Origin of the sequence: Microbacterium sp. SORGH_AS_0454 (assembly GCF_031453395.1) — a bacterium.
GTDB lineage: Bacteria > Actinomycetota > Actinomycetes > Actinomycetales > Microbacteriaceae > Microbacterium.
Map to the genome: position 1 here is coordinate 471,897 of NZ_JAVIYS010000001.1, position 19,221 is coordinate 491,117.

General features: G+C 69.5%; 15 protein-coding genes, 1 tRNA gene and 2 pseudogenes. 4 read left to right on the plus strand and 14 right to left on the minus strand.

Features of this window, described 5'->3' with window-relative positions; genetic code table 11:
* Positions 1-16: 16 nt before the first annotated feature.
* From QE454_RS02200 to QE454_RS02210, 3 genes are all read right to left on the minus strand, one after another.
* Positions 17-889 (minus strand): carbohydrate ABC transporter permease, encoded by an 873-nt coding sequence (locus tag QE454_RS02200; protein ID WP_116238707.1) that lies wholly within the window; start codon positions 887-889, stop codon positions 17-19.
* A 2-nt stretch (positions 890-891) separates the two neighbouring features.
* Positions 892-1,821 (minus strand): carbohydrate ABC transporter permease, encoded by a 930-nt coding sequence (locus tag QE454_RS02205; protein WP_307458560.1) that lies wholly within the window; start codon positions 1,819-1,821, stop codon positions 892-894.
* Between the two features lie 73 nt (positions 1,822-1,894).
* Positions 1,895-3,190 carry a sugar ABC transporter substrate-binding protein gene (locus QE454_RS02210; protein WP_307458557.1) on the minus strand — a complete coding sequence of 432 codons (1,296 nt, stop codon included), beginning with the start codon at positions 3,188-3,190 and terminating at the stop codon, positions 1,895-1,897.
* Positions 3,191-3,420: 230 nt separating this feature from the next.
* Between QE454_RS02210 and QE454_RS02215 the strand changes: the two genes are divergently transcribed.
* Complete coding sequence (locus tag QE454_RS02215) at positions 3,421-4,227, plus strand: DeoR/GlpR family DNA-binding transcription regulator (protein WP_307458554.1); 807 nt, start codon at positions 3,421-3,423, stop codon at positions 4,225-4,227.
* A 9-nt stretch (positions 4,228-4,236) separates the two neighbouring features.
* Here the strand turns inward: QE454_RS02215 and QE454_RS02220 are convergent, their stop codons facing one another.
* The 4 genes and pseudogenes from QE454_RS02220 to QE454_RS17225 form a co-directional block, all read right to left on the minus strand.
* On the minus strand, positions 4,237-5,040 hold the full coding sequence (locus QE454_RS02220; RefSeq protein WP_307458552.1) for a DUF1206 domain-containing protein: 804 nt from the start codon (positions 5,038-5,040) through the stop codon (positions 4,237-4,239).
* A 16-nt stretch (positions 5,041-5,056) separates the two neighbouring features.
* Complete coding sequence (locus QE454_RS02225; RefSeq protein ID WP_307458549.1) at positions 5,057-5,737, minus strand: phosphatase PAP2 family protein; 681 nt, start codon at positions 5,735-5,737, stop codon at positions 5,057-5,059.
* Positions 5,738-5,806: 69 nt separating this feature from the next.
* A complete protein-coding gene (locus QE454_RS02230; RefSeq protein WP_309668505.1) occupies positions 5,807-5,974 on the minus strand; it encodes a hypothetical protein in 168 nt (55 codons plus the stop codon).
* A 289-nt stretch (positions 5,975-6,263) separates the two neighbouring features.
* Positions 6,264-6,518: pseudogene (locus QE454_RS17225) on the minus strand (TetR/AcrR family transcriptional regulator); the annotation flags it as partial.
* Between QE454_RS17225 and QE454_RS02235 the strand changes: the two are divergent.
* Both QE454_RS02235 and QE454_RS02240 read left to right on the plus strand, forming a co-directional pair.
* Positions 6,517-8,190 (plus strand): annotated as a pseudogene (locus tag QE454_RS02235) (amidase); the annotation flags it as partial. The pseudogenes QE454_RS17225 and QE454_RS02235 sit on opposite strands and share 2 nt — an antisense overlap.
* A 376-nt stretch (positions 8,191-8,566) precedes the next feature.
* Positions 8,567-9,592, plus strand: a complete 1,026-nt coding sequence (locus QE454_RS02240; protein ID WP_309668506.1) for an agmatine deiminase family protein — start codon at positions 8,567-8,569, stop codon at positions 9,590-9,592.
* A gap of 27 nt (positions 9,593-9,619) precedes the next feature.
* On the opposite strand, the gene QE454_RS02245 is transcribed toward QE454_RS02240, so the two are convergent.
* The 7 genes from QE454_RS02245 to QE454_RS02275 all read right to left on the minus strand — a co-directional run bounded on the left by QE454_RS02245 (position 9,620) and on the right by QE454_RS02275 (position 17,927).
* On the minus strand, positions 9,620-9,790 hold the full coding sequence (locus QE454_RS02245; protein ID WP_307458544.1) for a hypothetical protein: 171 nt from the start codon (positions 9,788-9,790) through the stop codon (positions 9,620-9,622).
* 26 nt (positions 9,791-9,816) lie between these two features.
* Positions 9,817-10,368 (minus strand): hypothetical protein, encoded by a 552-nt coding sequence (locus tag QE454_RS02250; protein WP_307458540.1) that lies wholly within the window; start codon positions 10,366-10,368, stop codon positions 9,817-9,819.
* Between the two features lie 188 nt (positions 10,369-10,556).
* Entirely contained in the window at positions 10,557-11,132 is a 576-nt protein-coding gene (locus QE454_RS02255; RefSeq protein WP_210072407.1) for a helix-turn-helix transcriptional regulator, read from the minus strand.
* Between the two features lie 71 nt (positions 11,133-11,203).
* Positions 11,204-14,746, minus strand: coding sequence for a S8 family serine peptidase (locus QE454_RS02260; protein WP_307458535.1), 3,543 nt, complete (start codon positions 14,744-14,746; stop codon positions 11,204-11,206).
* A gap of 16 nt (positions 14,747-14,762) precedes the next feature.
* Positions 14,763-16,478, minus strand: coding sequence for a hypothetical protein (locus QE454_RS02265; RefSeq protein WP_307458532.1), 1,716 nt, complete (start codon positions 16,476-16,478; stop codon positions 14,763-14,765).
* Between the two features lie 281 nt (positions 16,479-16,759).
* Positions 16,760-17,104, minus strand: a complete 345-nt coding sequence (locus QE454_RS02270) for a hypothetical protein (RefSeq protein ID WP_210072410.1) — start codon at positions 17,102-17,104, stop codon at positions 16,760-16,762.
* A gap of 733 nt (positions 17,105-17,837) precedes the next feature.
* Positions 17,838-17,927 (minus strand) — tRNA-Ser (locus QE454_RS02275).
* A 303-nt stretch (positions 17,928-18,230) separates the two neighbouring features.
* On the opposite strand from QE454_RS02275, the gene QE454_RS02280 reads away from it, so the two are divergent.
* Positions 18,231-19,184, plus strand: a complete 954-nt coding sequence (locus QE454_RS02280) for an L-lactate dehydrogenase (protein WP_307458528.1) — start codon at positions 18,231-18,233, stop codon at positions 19,182-19,184.
* The last annotated feature ends 37 nt before the right edge of the window (positions 19,185-19,221 follow it).

Sequence of the window (19,221 nt, forward strand, 5' to 3'; positions counted from 1 at the left end):
GTTGGGTGTGCGGAGGTCAGCTCTTCACTGAGCCGGCCGTGAGGCCGCTGATGAAGAAGCGTTGGAAGAAGAGGAAGAGCAGCAGCACCGGGATCGAGCCGAGGATGCTCATCGCCATGATCTGGTTCCACTCGTAGGAGTGCTGGCCCATGAGCAGCTGGATGCCGATCGGCACGGTGCGCATGTCGATGGTGCGCGTGAGGGTGAGGGCGAAGAGGAACTCGTTCCACGCGATCATGAAGGTGTAGATCCCCACCGAGACGATCCCGGGGATCGAGATGGGCACGAGCACCCGCCAGAGGGCGGTGAACGAGCCCGCGCCGTCGACTCGGACGGCCTCGTCGAGTTCCTTCGGCAGGGTGTTGAAGTACCCAGTCATCATGATGATCGCGTAGGGCAGCGTGAACACCATGTAGGTGAAGATGAGCCCCGGATAGGTGTTGTAGAGGCCGAGCCCCACCATCAGACCGAAGTACGGGATCAGCAGCGTGATCGGCGGGACCGCCTGGACGCTGACGATGATGACGTTGACGACGCGCTTGCCGCGGAACTCGAATCGGCTGAAGGCGTACGCCGCCTGGATCGCGACGAGCAGCGTCAGGATCGTCACCGCCCCCGCCACGACATAGCTGTTGATGAAGAAGCGCACCGTCTCGGGGTTGGTGAAGATCGAGATGTACGCGTCGAACGAGAAGGTGTCGGTGATGAGGCGCGGGGGGAGCTCGAAGATCTGCGTGTTCGACTTGAACGAGCTCGAGAGCATCCACAGCACGGGACCGGCGGCGAAGACCGCGCCGATCAACAGGCCGATGAGCACGCCGGTCTTGGCGAGCCGGCGGCGCGCGATCGCGCTGGTGGCGCGCGGGCGCGCGGTCGTGGTCGAGGCCATGGTCAGTCCCTCGCCTTCTGGTGGCGGACGTAGAGCACCGCGATGATCATCGACATCGCCAGGACCAGCACCGCCGAGGTGGAGGCCATCGAGAAGTCGTACTTCGCGAATGCGAGCTTGTAGGTGAAGGTGCTGAGCATCTCGGTGACGTCGATGGGACCGCCGCCCGTGGTCAGCCAGATGAGGGCGAACTGCTGCGAGGTCCAGATGAGGTCGAGCAGCAGCAGGCTCACGATGATGGGACGCAGCTGGGGGACGGTGACGTTCCAGAAGCGCTGCACGGGGCTGGCACCGTCGACGGTCGCGGCCTCGTAGAGGTCGCTCGGGATCCCCTGGAGACCGGCGAGCAGGCTCACCATGAAGAACGGGTAACCGGCCCAGATGTTGATGAAGGTGACCGTCCCCAGCGCCAGTTGCGGCGAGGCGAGCCACTCGATGTTCGTGTGGAGCAGGAAGTTGACGATGCCGTTCGGGGCGAGCAGCATGCGCCACAGCACGGCGATGACGGCGACCGTGAAAAGCCACGGGAGCACGTAGAGCCCGCGGAAGATCGCCCGGGGGACCGCGCCGATGAGCCGGCTGTTGAGCAGGAGGGCGAACGAGAGTCCGAGCACGAGGTGCGCGGCGACGCTCGTGAGGGTGAAGAAGAGGGTGTTGCCCGTCGCCTTCCAGAAGCCGGAGTCGGTGAGGATCGCGATGTAGTTGTCGAGACCCACGACCTCGGGGCTCTTGTTGAGGATGACGTTGTCCTGGAACGAGTACCCGATCACCATGACGATCGGGACGATCATCAGGACGAACAACAGGATCAGCGTCGGAGACAGGAACGCGTAGGCCTCGCCGGCCTTGCGCAGCTGCCGGGTGCGGCGGGAGGCGGGTCGTCCGGTGACGATCACCTCGGTGTCGGGGGGTGTGAGAGTGCGCATGGTCATGATGTGCGGCTTTCGCTGAGCGGGATGCCGCACCGCGGGCGGTGGCGGTGCGGCATCCCGGTGCGGGGTCGGATCAGAACTCCGACGTCCATTCGTCCTGCGTCTTGGTGAGCGCGTCGCTCATCGACTGCTGTCCGTCGAGAGCCGACTGGAACTGGGTGCCGAACTGTCGCATGAGCTCCTCGGCGACGGGCAGACCCGTGAACTCGTTCGCCGGGTAGCCCTTCTTGTAGATGTCGAACGCCGTCTTGAACAGCTCGTCGTCCGCGACGAATGTCGGCACGCTCTCGGTGTTGCCGGGGAACGCCTTGGCCATCGTCGACAGCTCGCTGTTGACGTCCTTGCCCATCAGGAACTGCACGAGCTTGAAGGCGGCATCCTTGTGCTGCGAGTTCTCGGCCACGCCGATGCCCCACGAGGCGTAGGGGATGCCGCGCTCTCCGGTGAAGCCGTCTTCGGCCGGGATCGCCGAGATCGAGAACTTCAGGTCGGGGTTCGACTGTCGGATCAGATTGATGTGGGCCAGCGAGTCGATCATCATGCCGACACGTCCGTTGGTGAACTCCTCGACCTTGTCCTGCTCCTTCATCGTGAAGGATCCGGGAGCGATGACCCCGTCCTCCCAGAGCTGCTGGATGTAGTCGGTGGCCGAGGCCACGTCCTGGTTCGTCAGGTCGGGCTTGCCGTCCTTCAGCATCGACCCGCCCGAGGCCCACACCCATGACATGACGTCGTTCTGCACGCCGTTGGGGGCTTCGAGCGAGAGCGGGAGGACCCACCCCGACACGTCTCCGCCGAGGGCCTTGATCTTCTTCGCCGCGTCGGCGAACTCGGTGCGAGTCGACGGCGGAGAGCTGACACCGGCCTGCGAGAGCAGCCCGTCGTTGGTGAACATGGGGTAGACGAAGTTGACCACGGGGATCATGTAGGTGCTGCCATCGACCTTGATCTGGCTGGCGAGCTGGCTGTCGTCGTAGCCGGAGTCGCTCATCAGCTTCGACAGATCGGCGATCACGCCCTGCTTGGCGAAGTCGCTGACCCACGCACCGTCGAGGCCGACGACGTCGGGCATGGTGCCGGATGCCGCCCCGGCGAAGAGCTGCTCCTTCGTGGAGGCGTAGGGCCCGCTGACGAGGTCGACCTTGATACCGGGGTTCTCCTTCTCGAACTCGTCCATGAGTCCGCGGAACGCTCCGTCGCCGAGCTCCGGCTCCCACCACTGGGCGAACTCGATCGTGACGTTCCCGTCCGACGACGCTCCCGAACCGTTCGACGAGCACCCCGCCATCGCCAGGAGGGTCGTGGCCGCTGCCGCGGCACCGACGAGCTTGATGGCGTTCCGACGCCGGCGCCCGCTGTTGTCCATCATTTCTCCTCGTTGAGATTTGCCGCATTTCGCGCTGTTCTGCGCGTTCTTGCGTCTTTCAGCACGAGTATGCGCCCCTTTGCAAGAAGCCGCAAGAGCTCGATGCAGATCCGTGATAATTCCGGCAGGAGGCCGCGCCAATGTCAGCAAACAACGGGCTTGAAGTGCTGTTCTCTGCCGTTTTCGCACAAATTCTGCGGACCGACATGCCGCTCTGTGCTAGAGATGACGGCATGGACGCATCCACCGCCACGGTCAAGCGACGGCTCCCCGCGGGCCGCAAAGCCGAGCTGGCCGCCTACGTCGCCGAGTCGGGCCAGGTGACCGTCGTCGACCTCGCCTCGCACTTCGGCGTCTCGATCGACACGGTCCGCCGCGACCTCGACCAGCTCGATCGCGAAGGGATCGTCGTGCGCACCCACGGCGGCGCCGTCAGCGCGATGTCGGTCCCCGGCCGTGACCGCGGCCTCGACGTACGCCTGCAGATGCAGATCTCCGAGAAGGAGCGCATCGCCGCACTCGCCGCCGATCTCATCGAGGACGGATCCGTCCTCATGCTCAACGCCGGCACCACGACCTTGGCGGTCGCCCGAGCCCTGCGCAATCACCGGAACCTCACGATCGCGACGAACAACCTGCGCATCCCCGCCGAGATCTCCCCCAGCGTGTTCCGTGATCTCTACATCTTCGGCGGCGCGGTCCGCACCATCACCCAGGCCACGACCGGCCCGGTGACCCTGGCGATGAACTCGCACACCCCCGAGGTCGGCATCCGCTGCGACTACGCCCTCATCGCGGTCGGCGCGGTCGACGGCTCCGGCTTCTCGACCAGCAACCTCGGCGACGCGACCATGATGAGCGAGATGATCCAGCGCGCGGATCGCACCGCGATCCTGGCCGACTCCTCGAAGCTCGACCGACGCTTGTTCGCCCAGGTGGGCCCCCTCGAGAAGGCCGACTACCTCATCACCGACGCCGAGCCGTCACCCGAGCTGTCCGCCGCCCTCGCCGAGGCCGGCGTGACCGTCGTCACTCCCTGATCAGCGCGTTCACATGCGGGCGTACCGGGCCCGGGCGAAGCAGAAGAGCCCGTACACGACGAGCCCCGCGCCCACGAGCCACAGGACGACCTGCCCGAACGGCAGGCTCGCGAGCGAGCGCAGCGCCGAGTCGATACCGCCGGCCGCGTTCGGATCGTGCGAGAAGGCCGCGACGATGAAGAGGATGCCGGCCACGCCCACCGCGATCCCCTTGGCGACATAACCGATCGTCCCGAAGGTCCGGATGCCACGCCCCGCCGTCCCGCCCGGGCTCGACAGGTTCTTCATGAAGGCCTTCGTGACACCGCGCACGACGAAGGCGACGCCGATCACCGCCACCGCCAGACCGACGACGACCAGGAGGACGATGCCCCCGGGCATGGCGAGAAGCTGCGCGCTGAGAGTGCGCGACGACTGCGAGGAGTCCGAGTGTCCGCCCGAGACGATCGTGAAGCCGGTGACGGCGATCGCCCCGTAGGCGACGGCCGTTCCCACGTATTTCGCGCGGTGCGCCCAGCGCTTCTTCTCGTCGGGGTCGCGCTCGGCGACGGCATCCACGACCTGCCAGACGGCAAGCGCGACGAGCCCGACGACGACGACCCACAGCAGCACCTTGCCCGCCGGAGCCTCGGCCACCTGTTGCAGGGCTCCGCTCTGGTCGGCGCTGTCGCCGCCGCTCCCGGTCGCAAGAGACACCGCGATCACCCCGATCAGCAGGTGCAGAAGCCCGAGGACCACGTAGCCGACGCGTGCGGCGACGCGGAAGGCGGTCGAATCCTGGGCTTTGTCGGCGGCGGCGGAGGCGCTGGTCATCCGGGAACCCTAGCGCTCAGCCGGACACCGCCACCAGGCGTTGCGCGCGGCGCACACGCCACACCTCGACCAGCGCCCAGACGAGGGTGGCCACCGCCACTCCCTCCAGGAAACCCGCCGTGACGTCACTGAGCCAGTGCGCGTGCAGGTAGGTGCGGCTCCACATCATCAGCAGCACCCAGACGGCGCCTGCCGCCCAGATCCACCCGCGGCGGAGGATCAACGCGAGCGTCACCGCGATCGTCGTCGCGACGGCGGTGTGGCCCGAGGGGAACGAGGTCGCCTGGGTCTCGGCCAGCGAATCCATCGGTCGGGCTCGTGCGATGACAGCGGCGAGGGGCGCGCCGATGAGCACGACCAGGGCGATGGATGCCGCGACGTTCAGCGCATCCCACGGGCGCTTGACCAGGACGAAGACGACGGCGGTCGTGATGCCGATGACGATCATTCCGATCGTGCCGCCCACGATGGCGGGGATCCACGCGACGATGACCGCGACCGGGTCGGCGAGCGCGGCCATCGTGTCGTCCCACCACTGGTCGAACGCCAGCGGCGCTCCCCCGTCGAGATCGACGGCCAGTCGCAGCGCCACGAAGAGCACGGTCGCGACGACGCCCACGACCAGGGCGACCGGACGGCGCGCGTCGGACCGCGGCCGGTCGGGGAGGATCGCGGGCTCGTCCGTGGTGGCATCCATCCCGGAATCGTCCCAGGTCGGGATCACCTCGAGCCAGGACTTGCCCTGCGCCCGAATACGGGTTCGGCGTCAGCGAGGCCGTGCGGAGGCGATCAGCATATCGAGCCCGAGCTCGAAGGCGCGGGTGGCCACGGGGTCCTCCGGGTCTTCGTCGGCGAGGGTGTCGAAAGCCGCCGAGAAGCGCGGGAACGCCTCCTCCTGGCCCGTGGGGTCGAACACCACGGAGGGCCCCGACATGTCGAGGACACTGCCGAGGATGAAGGACTCGAAGGCGGTCAGCAGCGGGATGACATCGCGCAGCGTCCACCCGGCGGCCTCGGCGGCCGCCGCGAAGTCCTCGTACTGCGCGAGGAGGACAGGGGCCCGACGCGCGCTCCGTCATCAGCAGCGGCACGACGCGGGCATGCCGGGCGAACGCGCGACGGTACGAGCGTCCCCAGGCGCGGAGCGCGTCTTCCCAGGGCAGCTCCCGCAGCGGCTGCGAGTCGATGGGCGCCGACACGAGGGCACGGACGTCCTCGACCATGGCCGCGCGGTTGGGGACGTGGTTGTACAAAGACGCGGGGTTGACCCCGAGGCGTGCGGCGACGCGACGGATGCTCGCCCCGTCGGGTCCGTGGCGGTCGACCAGGGCGAGGGCGGTTCGCGCGATCAGATCGCGGCTCAGCAGCGGCGTGTGCGGTCTGGCGATGGCGGCCTCCCGGGTCGATGGGAGCCGACGGGCGCGGGCTCCGAGTCCACTCTCGCACACATAAAACAAACGGTGTATGTTTACCGCCATGACCACCGAGGACTTCACCGTCGTCGAAGCCGACGTCGCCCGCCTGCGCGCCGCCCTCGACTCCGGAACCGTCACGAGCGTCGAGCTCGTGGCCCGCTACCTCAACCGCATCGCGGCCTACGACCGGGCCGGCATCCGCCTCAACGCCGTGCCCGTCCTGAACCCGCGCGCGTTCGCGCAAGCCCGCGATGCCGACCAGCGCCGAGCCCGGGGCGAGACACTCGGCCCGCTCGACGGCATCCCGTTCACCGCGAAGGACAGCTACCGCGTCACCGGATTGACCGTGGCCGCGGGGTCACCGGCCTTCGCCGACCTGGTGGCGGGCGACGACGCCTTCGCGATCGAGCGACTGCGCGCGAGCGGGGCGGTGTTCCTCGGACTGACGAACATGCCCCCGATGGCCGCGGGCGGCATGCAGCGCGGCGTCTACGGCCGCGCCGAGTCGGCTTACAACGCCGAGTTTCTGCCGTCGGCGTTCGGGTCGGGCTCTTCCAACGGGTCGGGCACCGCCACCGCGGCCAGCTTCGCCGCCTTCGGCCTCGGCGAAGAGACGTGGTCGTCGGGCCGCGCCCCCGCCTCGCACAACGCGCTCGTCGCGTACACCCCGTCGCGCGGGGTGATCTCGGTGCGGGGGAACTGGCCGCTCGTACCGACCATGGACGTCGTCGTGCCGCACACCCGCTCGATGGACGACCTGCGCATCGTGCTCGACGCGATCGTGGCCGACGATCCGGTGACCGAGGGAGACCTCTGGCGCTCGCAGCCCTGGATCGCCCTGCCGCGTCCCTCCGAGGTGCGCCCCGCGTCGTTCAGCGAGCTCGAGCCGCTGCCGCTCGCGGGGCTGCGCCTCGCCGTCCCGCGCATCTACATCAACGGCGACCCCGACAACGCGTCACCGATCGTCACGCGAGACAGCATCCTGCGACTCTGGACCGCGCTGCGGGCCGACCTCGAGGCCGCGGGTGCCGAGATCGTCGAGACCGACTTCCCCGTCGTCGACCGCTACGAGAAGCTGCACCCGGGCGACGAGGATTTCGTCGACCGCGGCTTCGTCTCGCGCGAGTTCCTCGACGACGAGGTCGGAGACCTCGCGGTCTGGGCCATGGATGCCTTCCTCCGCCAGAACGGCGATCCCGCGCTGAACCGTCTCGCCGACGTGGAAACCGCACGCATCTTCCCGCACCCCCCGGGCGCCCTCCCCGATCGCTACGGCATCCAGCACTACGACATCTCGTACGACATCGGCGAGTATGTGGCCCGGGCCCGCCAGTGGGATCCCGACTGGCGCGCCGTACCGAGCCTCGAGGCGGGCCTGCGCGGGCTCGAGCACACGCGGAAGGTCGACTTCGAGGACTGGCTCGAGGCCGAGGGCTTCGACGCCGTCATCTTCCCCACGCAGTCCGACGTGGGCCCCGCGGACGCCGATGTCACCCCCGGCTCGGCCGACATCGCGTGGCGTAACGGCGTCTGGGTGTCCAACGGCAACCTCGTCCCCCGCCATCTCGGCATCCCGACCGTGACCGTGCCGATGGGCACGATGGACGACACCGGGATGCCGGTGGGCCTGACCATCGCCGGGCCCGCGTACAGCGACTCGCGGCTCATCCGGCTGGGATCGGCCGTCACCGCTCTCGGCGAGCGCCGCACGACGCCCCCGCGCACGCCGGCGCTGCCCGACGAGGTCGTCTTCACCACGACGCGACCGGTCGCCGCGGGAGGCCTGCGCGTCGTCGTCGATGCGGTCGAGACCGAGACGGACGGCGACGAGACCGTGGTGCGCTTCAGCGCCACCGTGACGGGCGGATCGGCTCGCGACACCGCCGCCTACGTCGACGGCGCCCGCGTCGAGGCGAACCTGGACGGAAGCCGCCTCCGCGGCACCGCCCGCGTCTCTGCCGCGGCGCACGCGAGCGCCGCGAGCCCCTGGATCGCCCCCTACGGCCCCCTTGTCGTCGTGGTCGTCCGCGACGAGGACGGCGCCGTCGCCGGCGACCTCGCCACCACCGCCACCGCCCCGCTCTGACACCGCACCCCAGAAGGAACACCACATGTGGCGCATGCCCGCAGAATCCGCCCCGCACGAGCGCACCTGGATGGCGTTCCCCCGAGAAGGCATCACCCTCGGGGAGGGCGCGGAGTTCCGCGAGCAGGGCTACCGGGCCTGGACCGACGTCGCGCACGCCGTGCGGCAGTTCGAGCCGGTGACGATGGTCGTCGACCCCACCGAGGTGGCTCGGGCCCGCCGCATGCTCTCCGCCGACATCGATATCGTCGAAGCCCCGCTCGACGAGTTCTGGATGCGCGACGTGGGGCCCACCTTCGTCGTCGACCCCGACCGCCCGGGAATCCTCGGCGCCGTCGACTGGATCTTCAACGGGTGGGGCGCACCCGACTGGGCCGAATGGCAGAAGTCCGCCGGCATCGCCCGCGTCGTCGCCGAGCACGCGGGAGCCGAGCGCATCGACTCTCTCCTCGTCGCCGAGGGCGGCGGGCTCCACGTCGACGGCACCGGCACGGTCCTTCTCACCGAGACCGTGCAGCTCGACCCGCGCCGCAACCCCTTCGCCGACCGCGCCCGCGTCGAGGCCGAGATGACCCGGACGATCGGAGCGACGGATGCCATCTGGCTCTCGCGCGGCCTGACCCGCGACTACGACGACCTCGGCACCAACGGGCACGTCGACATCGTCGCCACCTTCGCCGCGCCCGACCATGTTCTCCTCCACGAACAGACGGATGCCTCCCACCCCGACTTCGCAGTGTCGCAGCTCGTGCGGCGCGAGCTCGAGACCGCGTTCGCCGAGCGGGGCCGCCGCGTCACCCTCACCGGAATCCCGGCCCCCTCCGCGCTTCGCGACGACGAGGGGTGGCTCGACTGGAGCTACATCAACCACCTCGTCACCAACGACGGCGTCGTGCTGTGCGGCTTCGGCGACGACTCGGCCGATGCGCGCGCTCGCGAGATCATCGCCGACGCCTACCCCGGTCGGCGTGTGGTGACGGTCGACTCGCGGCCCATCTTCGACCGAGGTGGCGGCATCCACTGCATCACGCAGCAGCAGCCGCGGGTGTGATCCGCCCGGGCGGCGGGTTCGCGGTGATCAGCCGCGCGAAGAGCCGCCGTGGCGCGCGCCGCGCAGCGGTGAGAGGGCGATGACCAGCGCGGCGAGCACGAACAGGCCTGCGCCGATGCCGAGCGTTGCCGGAAGACCGAGCGAGGTCATGAGCACGCCCGCCATCAACGCACCGACGAAGAAGACACTGCGGTTCATGGTGCGGCGACTGCCAAGGGGCAGGACTACCGAGCGGCGACATCCCCCGCGGGGATGCGGAACTCGTCCACGGTGCCCCGGTGTCCGCAGCCGCCTCGATCTTGGTGGCACTGAATGGGCTCGTCTCCGCGGAACCCGTACGGCGGGTCGCCGATGCGGCCGGGCGCGTGGGCGGTGATCGACCGCGCGGATCCGGAGATGTCGAGGTCGCCGTCGAGCACCACGCTGACGGTGATCTGGACCGCGAACGCCCTCTCGTTCGAGCAACGCGGGCAGCGGACGCCGGCGAGGCGCTCTGTGCTCTCCCCCGCGGCGCTCTCCGCCTCGGCTGCGGCGATGGCGTCGGATTCGCCCTCGGGCTTTCGATACACCGTGAGCTCGTCCGCGCAGTCGTAGGTGAATCGGGTGATCTGCCCCGAGGGATGCCGCTCGGAGATGCGGCGCGTCCACGGGCTCTCGGCATCGATCCCGACGACCTCGGAATCGGTACCGACCACCACATCCCCCGTTCGGAGGTCGAACACCGGAAGAGTCACGACGGGGTAGGTGCGGTACTCGTGGGCGGCGGGGACGGTCATGCTGCAGCTCCGATCGGAACGGGGGCGTGGACGTCGCGGGTCAGCGGCTTCGCGCACCATCGGGGTGGCCGGAAGGGTCCACCCCGACTATCGGGTCATCGGCACGCCTGCGTAACGAGCCGTCGGCGACCTGAGCCGGTGGGGCGCGCGGGGCACAGCGGTTGCACTCGGCTGCTCCGCGCTCGCAGCTAGTCCTCGGGGTGCACCCGCTCCGGAACCACCGACCACATGTATCGCGCGCGCCGCAGATCGCCTTCCTCGGAGCGATCGGCGCTCAACGCCTCGAACTCGTCGAACACCTCCTGAACGCGCTCCTGCAGAAGGCCCACTTCGTCAGGGCTCAGGAGGAGCTGACCGGTCGCCATCACCATGTACACGATGTCGGCGTCCGGTGCGCGGACCGACCGGGCCGCCAGCAGCTCCTCCATCCGCTGCCGCACCGGCATCAGACGGGAGTCGATCAGCACCATCCGCTGTACCGCGTCGGACTCGACGCTGGCCACGAGCGAGTAGCTCGGAGCCGCGGGCACCCACGGCCGCTCGCGCGCATCCGTCGACTCACCGCGGCGGATGAGGCCCGTCGACTCCACCGCGCGGAGGTGATAGCTCATCGCGCTGGGCGTCAGACCCACGAGGTCAGCGAGTTCGGTGGCGGTGGCCGGCCCCTGTCGACGGTAGAGCTCGTCGACCGCCACCAGGCGAAGCGGGTTGGCCATGGCCCGCACCGCGCGAGGGTCGGAGATGATGAGGGTCTGACCGGCCATGAGACCACAGTCTGCCGCCTCGGCGAGCGCCGCGCACCCCGAGGGGGGCGCGACGCTCGCGACAGAGAGGCTCACTCTGGGCGACGGCGGCGCCGGACCAGGACGGCGCCTGTCCCGACCGCGGCGGCAGCGACGGCCGCGAGCAGCGCGAGCGCTGAACCGTCCAGACCCGTGGATGCCAGGCCCGGGCGCGACGGGCTCTGACCGGAGGCGTGGGTCGCCCCGTCCGTCGGCGACGGTGCGGAAGGAATCGGCGCCGACGCAGACGGCTCCGGCGTCGGGGCGCCCGCCGCGGTGGGCGTCACGATCTCGGCGCGCGCGTCACCGTCACCGAGCAGGTGCAGCACGAGCACCCGGGGCAGCGTGTCGCCCGTCCGGCTGACCGTGAGCGAGCCGGGCTCATCGGCGAACAGCGCGGTCCCGGTGTCGCCGAACGCCATCTCCGGCGCGTAGGCGTCGATCGTGGCCGCCGACGTCTGGTCGACGAGCGCGCTGCGGTATCCGCCGTCGAACGCCGGGTTGTAGAACGAGCGCGTCTGCGCCAGGTACCGGATGGTCGTCTGCGTCGTTCCCGCCGTGTAGCCGAGAGCTTTCAACGATGTCGACATCGTCACGACGCTGTTGTCGTAGACGTTGGTGCCCTGGTCACCGAACAGGCCGTTCACCGGACGCTCCTCGACCACATTGCCCGTGACGGCATCCACGGTCATCGCGACGGGCATGTCGCCGTCGGCGCCGGGCTGCACCTGCACGACGAAGTCGGCCCGCGTATCGCCATTCAGGTCGAGTTGCACCATGGGCCACGTGAGGGGAGACAAGCGCGCCCACTCCCCGTCCATCTGCACGCCGAAGGTGAGGACGCCTTGCGTCGGATCAGCCAGCAAAGGAGCCGTCGACGACGCGCCCACCGCGAGGATGTCGGCGCTCTCGAGGGTGCGCTGTGCCGAGGTCGCGGGGAAGGTGTCGTCGGGGTCGGTCGCACCGAGGATCAGAGGCACCATGACCGACCGGTAGCGCTCGGTCCCCTGCCCCTGGTCGAGCCCGCGTCCGGTGATCGCGAGTGTGCCCGCCGATCCGTCGAAGGTCACACCTGCGGTCCGGGTCTCGGAGTACGGACGCGGTGCCGCGTACACCGAGAGACGCACGGGGAAGGTGCCCCTCGGACCGGTGGCCTCGACGACGCCGGACGCATCGGCGAGGTACTGTCGCGGGGCGCCGCCCGTCTGAGCGGACATGGTGGGATCGAGGGTGCGGCGAAGGGCGCCGGGGTCGGCGATCCGTAGCGTCAGCGTCACGGCGACGCTCCCGCCCGCGGGGACCGTCACGGTCGCGGGACTCACGTCGTACGCGACGCCCGGCGTCTCGGTGCGCGGGGAGTAGCGCAGGTCGAGGGTCGTGGCATCCGTCCCGTCGTTGCCGACGCTGACCGTGCGGGTGAGGACGACCGGCTCGGTTCCGACGTCGACCACGCCGAACGAGGCGCTGAGCAGCTCTCCGTTCTCGTCCGACCGGAGGCTCACACCGCTCTCGACGGCCGCGAGCGCGTCGACGCGGCCTGTGCCCACGCGCGCGGGTCCGTACGCCCGCGGGTCGGCGCCCGCCGTGACGATGTCGTGAGCGGCGGTGTTCATCACCTGCTGCTTGACGCGTTCGGCCGACCAATCGGGGTGCTCCTGGACGACGAGCGCCGCCACACCGGCCGTGTGCGGTGAGGCCATCGACGTGCCGCTCATCACCTCGCGGCCGGACCCCGTGCCGTTGCCTGCGGACACGATCGAGACGCCCGGCGCCGAGACATCCGGCTTGAGGACGTCGTCGATGGATCCGTGGGTTCCCCGGGAGGTGAAGGATGCCGCGGTGTCCACGCGGGACGAGTCGAACACCTCGACCGTGCGACGCAGGTCGGAACGCAGCTCGATGGTCAGGCGGTCCTGTTCCATCGCCGGTCGCAGCGCGTCGGTGTCGGAACGGGTGAGCTGGGCACCGGGGATGTCGGTGTTCCCGGCGATTCCGTTCTCGAACGAGTCGGCCTGACTGGTGAGCACGACGCCGACTGCTCCGGCATCCGTGGCGTTGGTGAAGCGCACGGCGGACCCGCAGGCCACGTCGGCGTCATCCCACTCGAGCCAGACGATCTGACCCGCCACCCGCTGCCGATCGACGGCGCTGAAGGCACGGCATCCGTCGGCGTTGTCGGGGTCGGTCAGTGCGGTGACGTGCGCCGTCACGTCGAAGGCCCACGAGTACTGCTGCGCGTACTGCACGCGGATCTGTTGCGCGGGATTCTGGGCCGGGTCTCCGATGACGGCACGCGCGGCGTCGGCGAGGCCGTACCCGCTTGCGGAGGCGGCGACGGTGAGCGCGCCCATCGCGGTGCCGGGGCTGCCGCCGACATCGACGACGTCGCCCGAGTTCCCTGCCGCGACGACGGGGAGCACGCCCGCATCGACCAGCACCTCCAGCTTGGCGTTGTCGGGATCGTCGATAGCGCCGTAGTTCGTGCCCAGCGAGAGGTTGACGACGTCGATCTCGGTTCCGGATGCCACCTTCTCCGCGATCCACTCCAGAGCCGCCCCGGTGAGAGACGTGCTTCCTCCGCCGTCGCCGAAGACCTTCAGGGCGATGAGACCCGCCTCCGGCGCCGATCCCGGGCCGATGGAGAACGACGAGCGCACGCTCTCGGACGACAGCGAGGAGTAGTCACCCTGAAAGGTTCGGGAGTCGCGGTCGACGCCGAAGCCGACGGCGGTTCCCGCCACATGCGTGCCGTGGTTGCCGCCGGGGCCGTCGATCGGGTTCGCGTCGGGCACGGGAACCGGGTCGTAACCGGGGGTACCGGTAGCGCCGTTGTAGCTCGCGCCGGCGAAGTCCCACCCGCCGAGATACTTGTTCGCGTCGTACCACTCCGGTCTCGGGGCATCGGTAGAGGCGAGGGCCCGCGCGTAGACGTCGGTGGTCCCCGGACCGCCGAAATCGGCGTGCGTGTAGTCCACGCCGGTATCGACGACCGCGACGGTCACGCCCTTTCCGGTGCGCCCCGTCTGCTGCCAGGCGTCGACGGCGCGGGTGAGGGCGTCGGACGCCGCGTTGGCCGGATCGGTGCCGACCGCGGGGAACTCGATGGACTGCGGGACGATGCGGGAGATCTTCTCGACGTCGGGCCGCTCCGCGAGCTGACGCAGGGTGTCGACGTCGGCGCTCACCGCGACGCCCGGCACCGAGTACGTCGAGGTGTAGAGCACGGTGGCATCCGGATCGATGTCGGCCAGATCGCTCGCGACCTCGTCGGTGACCGCGGCGTTGCGCTCCGCGGTGTCGTCGGCGGCGACCCGCGCGGACGTCTCGGAGCCGCCCGCCTCCTCGGTCTTCGTGCGCGCTTCGAGGGCACTGTCGCCCCGCGTCTGCACGAAGACGTCGACGGGTCCGTCGGCCGAGAGGATCGAGTCGGGGAGGGCGACCGTGCTGCCGGGGCTGGCCGGGGCGAGAGCGATCTCGTCGAGACCGGTCGGCGCGGCACTGACTGGGGCCGCGGCGCCGAACGAGAGAGTCGTCGCGAGGATGCCGACTCCGGCGAGGGCGCAAGCGCGCGAGCGCGCTGAACGTGGAGGGATCATCGTGTTCTTCCTGAACTCAGAGGGCGGGGACGCCGGGGACGGGGAGCGCCGGCGAGAGCATGTCGTCGTCGAAGGGGCCGGGCGCGGGGGTTGCCGTCGGTGACGGCGTCGGTGACGGGGCCGGGGGCGTCTCGGGGCGAGGCTGCGGCAGCGCGGGCGCCTCGGTGACCGGCGCGAGACGCGTCTCGGACGCTGCCGGGGGCGGGGTCGTGGCCATCGGGGCCGGCGCCGTCGTCTCGGACGCGGCCGCTGATGCGGTCACCTGCAGAGGAAGCAGCAGGTTGTACCCGATGACTCCCCCACCGGCCTCCACCCACACCGTGTACCCACCGGGAGCGATGACCTCGAGGGTCACGAGACGGAGAGACAAGCGCCCATCGTCGCCGACCGTGGCATACGCGTCGGCCCCAGCGGTGAGCGGCTGTCGATTCCACCCGGCATCCCGCAACGAGACCCGGAACGAGGTACCGGGTGCGATGCTGCTCCCGGAGACGACGACGCCCTCGGCGGCGAGCGCGTCGGCCGCGACCGTCGCCGGTGCCAGCGCGATGTCGGAACCGGGGAGCGTAGGGCTCCCCGTGACGCGGAAACGGCCGACCGCGTAGTCACCGGTGGTCGTCGATCGCGCCGTGAGGGTGTACTCCCCCTCCGGAACGGACTTCGGGCTCGTGATCGCGTTGTCCTGGTGTCCCTCTCCGTTCGTGCGAGATACGCCCAGCGGAGCGTTGTAGCCGCGCGAGGTCGTCAGCGTCAGTTCGTACGTGTCGAATGGGAGGAATCCGTCCACCGCGAACCGCAGGCCCGGGTCGACCGAGAAGTCCGCGACCGAGATCTCGCCGACGGCCGGGGTCAGCGTCTTGTCTCGAACGCGCTCAGCACCCGCGGTCACCGTGAACGACCCCCCGCCTGCGAGCGCTCCGTCGAAAGACTGGAAGCTCAGCAGCCACGTGCCCACTTGAGCGTTCACGCTGGCCATCTGGAGTTCGTAAGAGAACTCGCCGTTCTCGTCAGAGTGCAGACCTTCGTCCTCACCGACGGCGATCATGCTGGTGTCGGGCATGCCGAGGTTGAAGAACACCTTCGTCATCGGGGGGAACCCGCTGGCGTGGATGACGACCGGACTGTCGAGGAAGGCGTCCTGGCTGATGGTCGACGGGTCGCTCGAGACGCTCAGACTCGGGTGGGCATTCGCGGTCACGCGCAACAGCGCCGAACCCGCCTCCCCCGTCGACGACGCCACGGTGATCTGAGCGAGACCGGCCTCGGGGTGCGTGTTCTCGGGGTCGACGTCGAGCGTCCGCACGCGCGTGACGATGGTGCCCTCGGCGTCGGCCGTGAGCGGCGCCCAGTGCTTGGCGTCGCCCGACGCGAACGTGATCCCCACGCGCACCGTGGAGCCGGGCGTCAGCCCGTGCGCGGTGACCTCGACACCGTACGCCCACAACCAGTACTGCTCGATCTCGCCCTGATCGAGCGACACGGGGATGTCGGACACACCGTCGGGCGCGGCCGCGATGACGCGAGCGCCATCGATCGCGACATCTCCATCCCGCTCGGCGAGGGTGAACGACTCGGACCGGTCGAGATCCCACAGCGACGCGCTCACCGCGGACGCATCGGGACGAGCGTCGGCAGACGGCGGGTTCTGTGCGGCGGTGACCGTGCCGGCGACGCTGCCGACCAGTGCCACAGCGACGAGCGCGGCGGCGGCGGCGATCCAGGTTTTCTTCATGAGGGCCTCACGTGAGGGGACGGAATGCCCTTAGTGAAGCACGATGTGAAGGATTTTTTCAGATATTTTTTTCCTCGCGGTGCATTGTTTACACGCCCGACATAAGTGGGAATGACCTGACGTGACTCCCCGGCGACGGACAGACCGAATCGCGCCCATCTCGGTACGCAGCCCCCTCGAGCCGGTTGCCGCACTGTCACCGCGCATAGACGACCGAACAAAAAGAAGGCCCCGAATCCCGCATTTCTGCGGGAGTCGGGGCCTGCCCTGGGGTTCGAGAATCAGGGGGACGGCACCAGTTGAGCGTCGGTTCGTTGCTGCAGGTATGCGCACAGCTGACCGGCCGCTCCGACTTCGGCGCCGAGGGCGATGAGGTCGAGCGACGTGCCGGTGAGATCGTTGGGCCGCTCGGTGAGGGTCGCCGCCCACCGCATGCTCTCGTCGAGCTGCAGGTACACGGCGGCGGGCGCGTGCCGCAGATGGACGAGGACGATGAAGGCGTCGGCGTTCTCCTCGTCGTCCTGGGGCAGGACGAGCGGATCACCGAGCGCGGGGACACCCGTCGCCACGAAGCGCGCGACCCACTCGGCGACAGTCGTCTGCGAGGGGCGCTGCGGGGCGGTCATACTCTGCCCGAATCGAGAAGGAGCCCCTGGAGACCGACGGCCGCGTGCACCATCTGCGCCTCGATACGAAGGTGCGAGAGCCTCCGACCTTCGATCCCGGAGAGGTGTCGCTTCTGGTAGACGACTCGGCCCATTTGCTCTCCTGGCGGGGTGGTTTTCGAAGGGTGGCGTGGCGCCGCTCCCCGGGCGGGACAGGCTGCGACCCGCCTCTTGAGGATACCGCCACACCGGTGGCCGACGGCGGGCCACGGGGCACGTCTCGGCGCGTCCGGAGGCGCCGATTCGGCCCCTTCCATCCCGTGGATGGCGAGGTGAACGTGTCGACGCACCGCGGCACCGACACGGTCCACACCCGAGTGCCGGTGGTTCCTGCAAAGCGGGCGCGGCCATTGCTCCGTGGACCGGCAGCGCGACCCCCTTCACACACGGACGCGTGCGCTTCTCGTCCGAGTGCCGTGGAGCTCTCAGCGTGCGGCGTCCTCCGAGCATGCGAGGTCCGGGCCGCCCGAGACAAATCGTCGTGGCCACGGGATGTCCCGCAGAGTTCAGGGGCCTTCGTACTTCCCCCGACGGGGCGGCCAAGAGGAATGACCTGACCGGTTCCCCGGGGACCGACAGCCCCATCACGTCAACCTTGGTAGACGGCCTTCTCGAACCGGTTGCCGCAGATGGTCGACCGGAAAAACGAAAGCCCCGATTCCCAGCATTTCTGCGGGATTCGGGGCTTTCGTGGTGGCGGTGACGGTGGGATTTGAACCCACGGTAGGGGTGAACCTACACAACATTTCGAGTGTTGCACCTTCGGCCGCTCGGACACGTCACCGCCGAATAGCTTACGACAGAAGACCGGATGCCGCGAATCGGTGGCCGACACGAGTCACCGCGGCTTCCGCTCGACGCGTGCCGAACTCCTGACAACTGACCCCGCAGGAGAGGGACCCGACCCCGCGGGGCCGACGGACCCCGGAACCTCCGGGTCCCGGCGCGGCGCGCACCGCGCCGCACCACCCGAGAACTCAGGAGTTACGCACACCCCCGCCGCACATACCGCGACCCCACGCATCCGTTCATCCACCGTCGAACGACCGCGGTGGAGGCCGCCGTCCCCCGCTGCCAGGATCGAGCCATGAGCGTGATCGAGAACTCGAAGCTGACGGTCGTAGGAGCAGGAAGCGTGGGCGCGAGCGTCGCGTACGCCGCCCTCATCCGCGGGTCGGCGCGGCACGTCGCGCTCTACGACATCGCGGCCGAGAAGGTCGAGGCCGAGGTGCTCGATCTCGCCCACGGCACGCAGTTCACCGGGTCGAGCGACATCACGGGCGGCAGCGACGTGTCGGTGGCCGAGGGCTCCCACGTGGTCGTCGTCACCGCGGGCGCGAAGCAGAACCCGGGCCAGACCCGCACCGAGCTCGCGGCGACGAACGCCGCGATCGTCCGCGACATGATGCCCAAGCTCCTCGAGGTCGCGCCGAACGCGATCTACGTGATCGTGACGAACCCGTGCGACGTGCTGACGGTCCTGGCGCAGGAGGCGACCGGCCTCCCCAGCCGGCGCATCTTCGCCTCGGGCACCGTGCTCGACACCTCGCGCCTGCGCTGGAAACTGGCTCAGCGCGCCGGCGTCGCGACCTCGAGCGTGCACGCCTGGATCGTCGGCGAGCACGGCGACACCGAGTTCCCCCTGTGGTCGACCGCCACGATCGGTTCGGTGCCGATCACCGAGTTCGAGCTTCCCGATGGTACGCGCTTCGACCGCGAGCAGTTGGATGCCATCGCCGTCGACGTGCGCGACGCCGCCTACAAGGTCATCAAGGGCAAGGGCGCGACGAACTACGCCATCGGCCTATCGAGCACCCGGATCGTCGAGGCGATCCTGCGCGATGAGCACGCGATCCTGCCGGTCAGCACGGTGCTGCAGAACTTCCGCGGCATCGACGGCATGGCGCTGTCGGTCCCCTCGATCGTGTCTGCCCGCGGTGCGGTGCCCCTGACGGGCACGCCGTTCTCCGACGCCGAGCTGACGCTGCTGCGCCGCTCCGCCGACGCGCTGACGACGGTCACGGAGTCGCTCCGCGACTGAGCAGATCCCGGATGCCGAGACCCCGACGCGGCGATGT

Coding starts and splice junctions, on each gene's coding strand:
- QE454_RS02210 (WP_307458557.1), bottom strand. CDS start 3,190: ATGATGGACAACAGCGGGCGCCGGCGTCGGAACGCCATCAAGCTCGTC.
- QE454_RS02220 (WP_307458552.1), bottom strand. CDS start 5,040: ATGACCAGCGCCTCCGCCGCCGCCGACAAAGCCCAGGATTCGACCGCC.
- QE454_RS02280 (WP_307458528.1), top strand. CDS start 18,231: ATGAGCGTGATCGAGAACTCGAAGCTGACGGTCGTAGGAGCAGGAAGC.
- QE454_RS02225 (WP_307458549.1), bottom strand. CDS start 5,737: ATGGATGCCACCACGGACGAGCCCGCGATCCTCCCCGACCGGCCGCGG.
- QE454_RS02215 (WP_307458554.1), top strand. CDS start 3,421: ATGGACGCATCCACCGCCACGGTCAAGCGACGGCTCCCCGCGGGCCGC.
- QE454_RS02240 (WP_309668506.1), top strand. CDS start 8,567: ATGTGGCGCATGCCCGCAGAATCCGCCCCGCACGAGCGCACCTGGATG.
- QE454_RS02230 (WP_309668505.1), bottom strand. CDS start 5,974: ATGTCGGGGCCCTCCGTGGTGTTCGACCCCACGGGCCAGGAGGAGGCG.
- QE454_RS02200 (WP_116238707.1), bottom strand. CDS start 889: ATGGCCTCGACCACGACCGCGCGCCCGCGCGCCACCAGCGCGATCGCG.
- QE454_RS02205 (WP_307458560.1), bottom strand. CDS start 1,821: ATGACCATGCGCACTCTCACACCCCCCGACACCGAGGTGATCGTCACC.
- QE454_RS02260 (WP_307458535.1), bottom strand. CDS start 14,746: ATGATCCCTCCACGTTCAGCGCGCTCGCGCGCTTGCGCCCTCGCCGGA.
- QE454_RS02255 (WP_210072407.1), bottom strand. CDS start 11,132: ATGGCCGGTCAGACCCTCATCATCTCCGACCCTCGCGCGGTGCGGGCC.
- QE454_RS02270 (WP_210072410.1), bottom strand. CDS start 17,104: ATGACCGCCCCGCAGCGCCCCTCGCAGACGACTGTCGCCGAGTGGGTC.
- QE454_RS02250 (WP_307458540.1), bottom strand. CDS start 10,368: ATGACCGTCCCCGCCGCCCACGAGTACCGCACCTACCCCGTCGTGACT.
- QE454_RS02265 (WP_307458532.1), bottom strand. CDS start 16,478: ATGAAGAAAACCTGGATCGCCGCCGCCGCCGCGCTCGTCGCTGTGGCA.
- QE454_RS02245 (WP_307458544.1), bottom strand. CDS start 9,790: ATGAACCGCAGTGTCTTCTTCGTCGGTGCGTTGATGGCGGGCGTGCTC.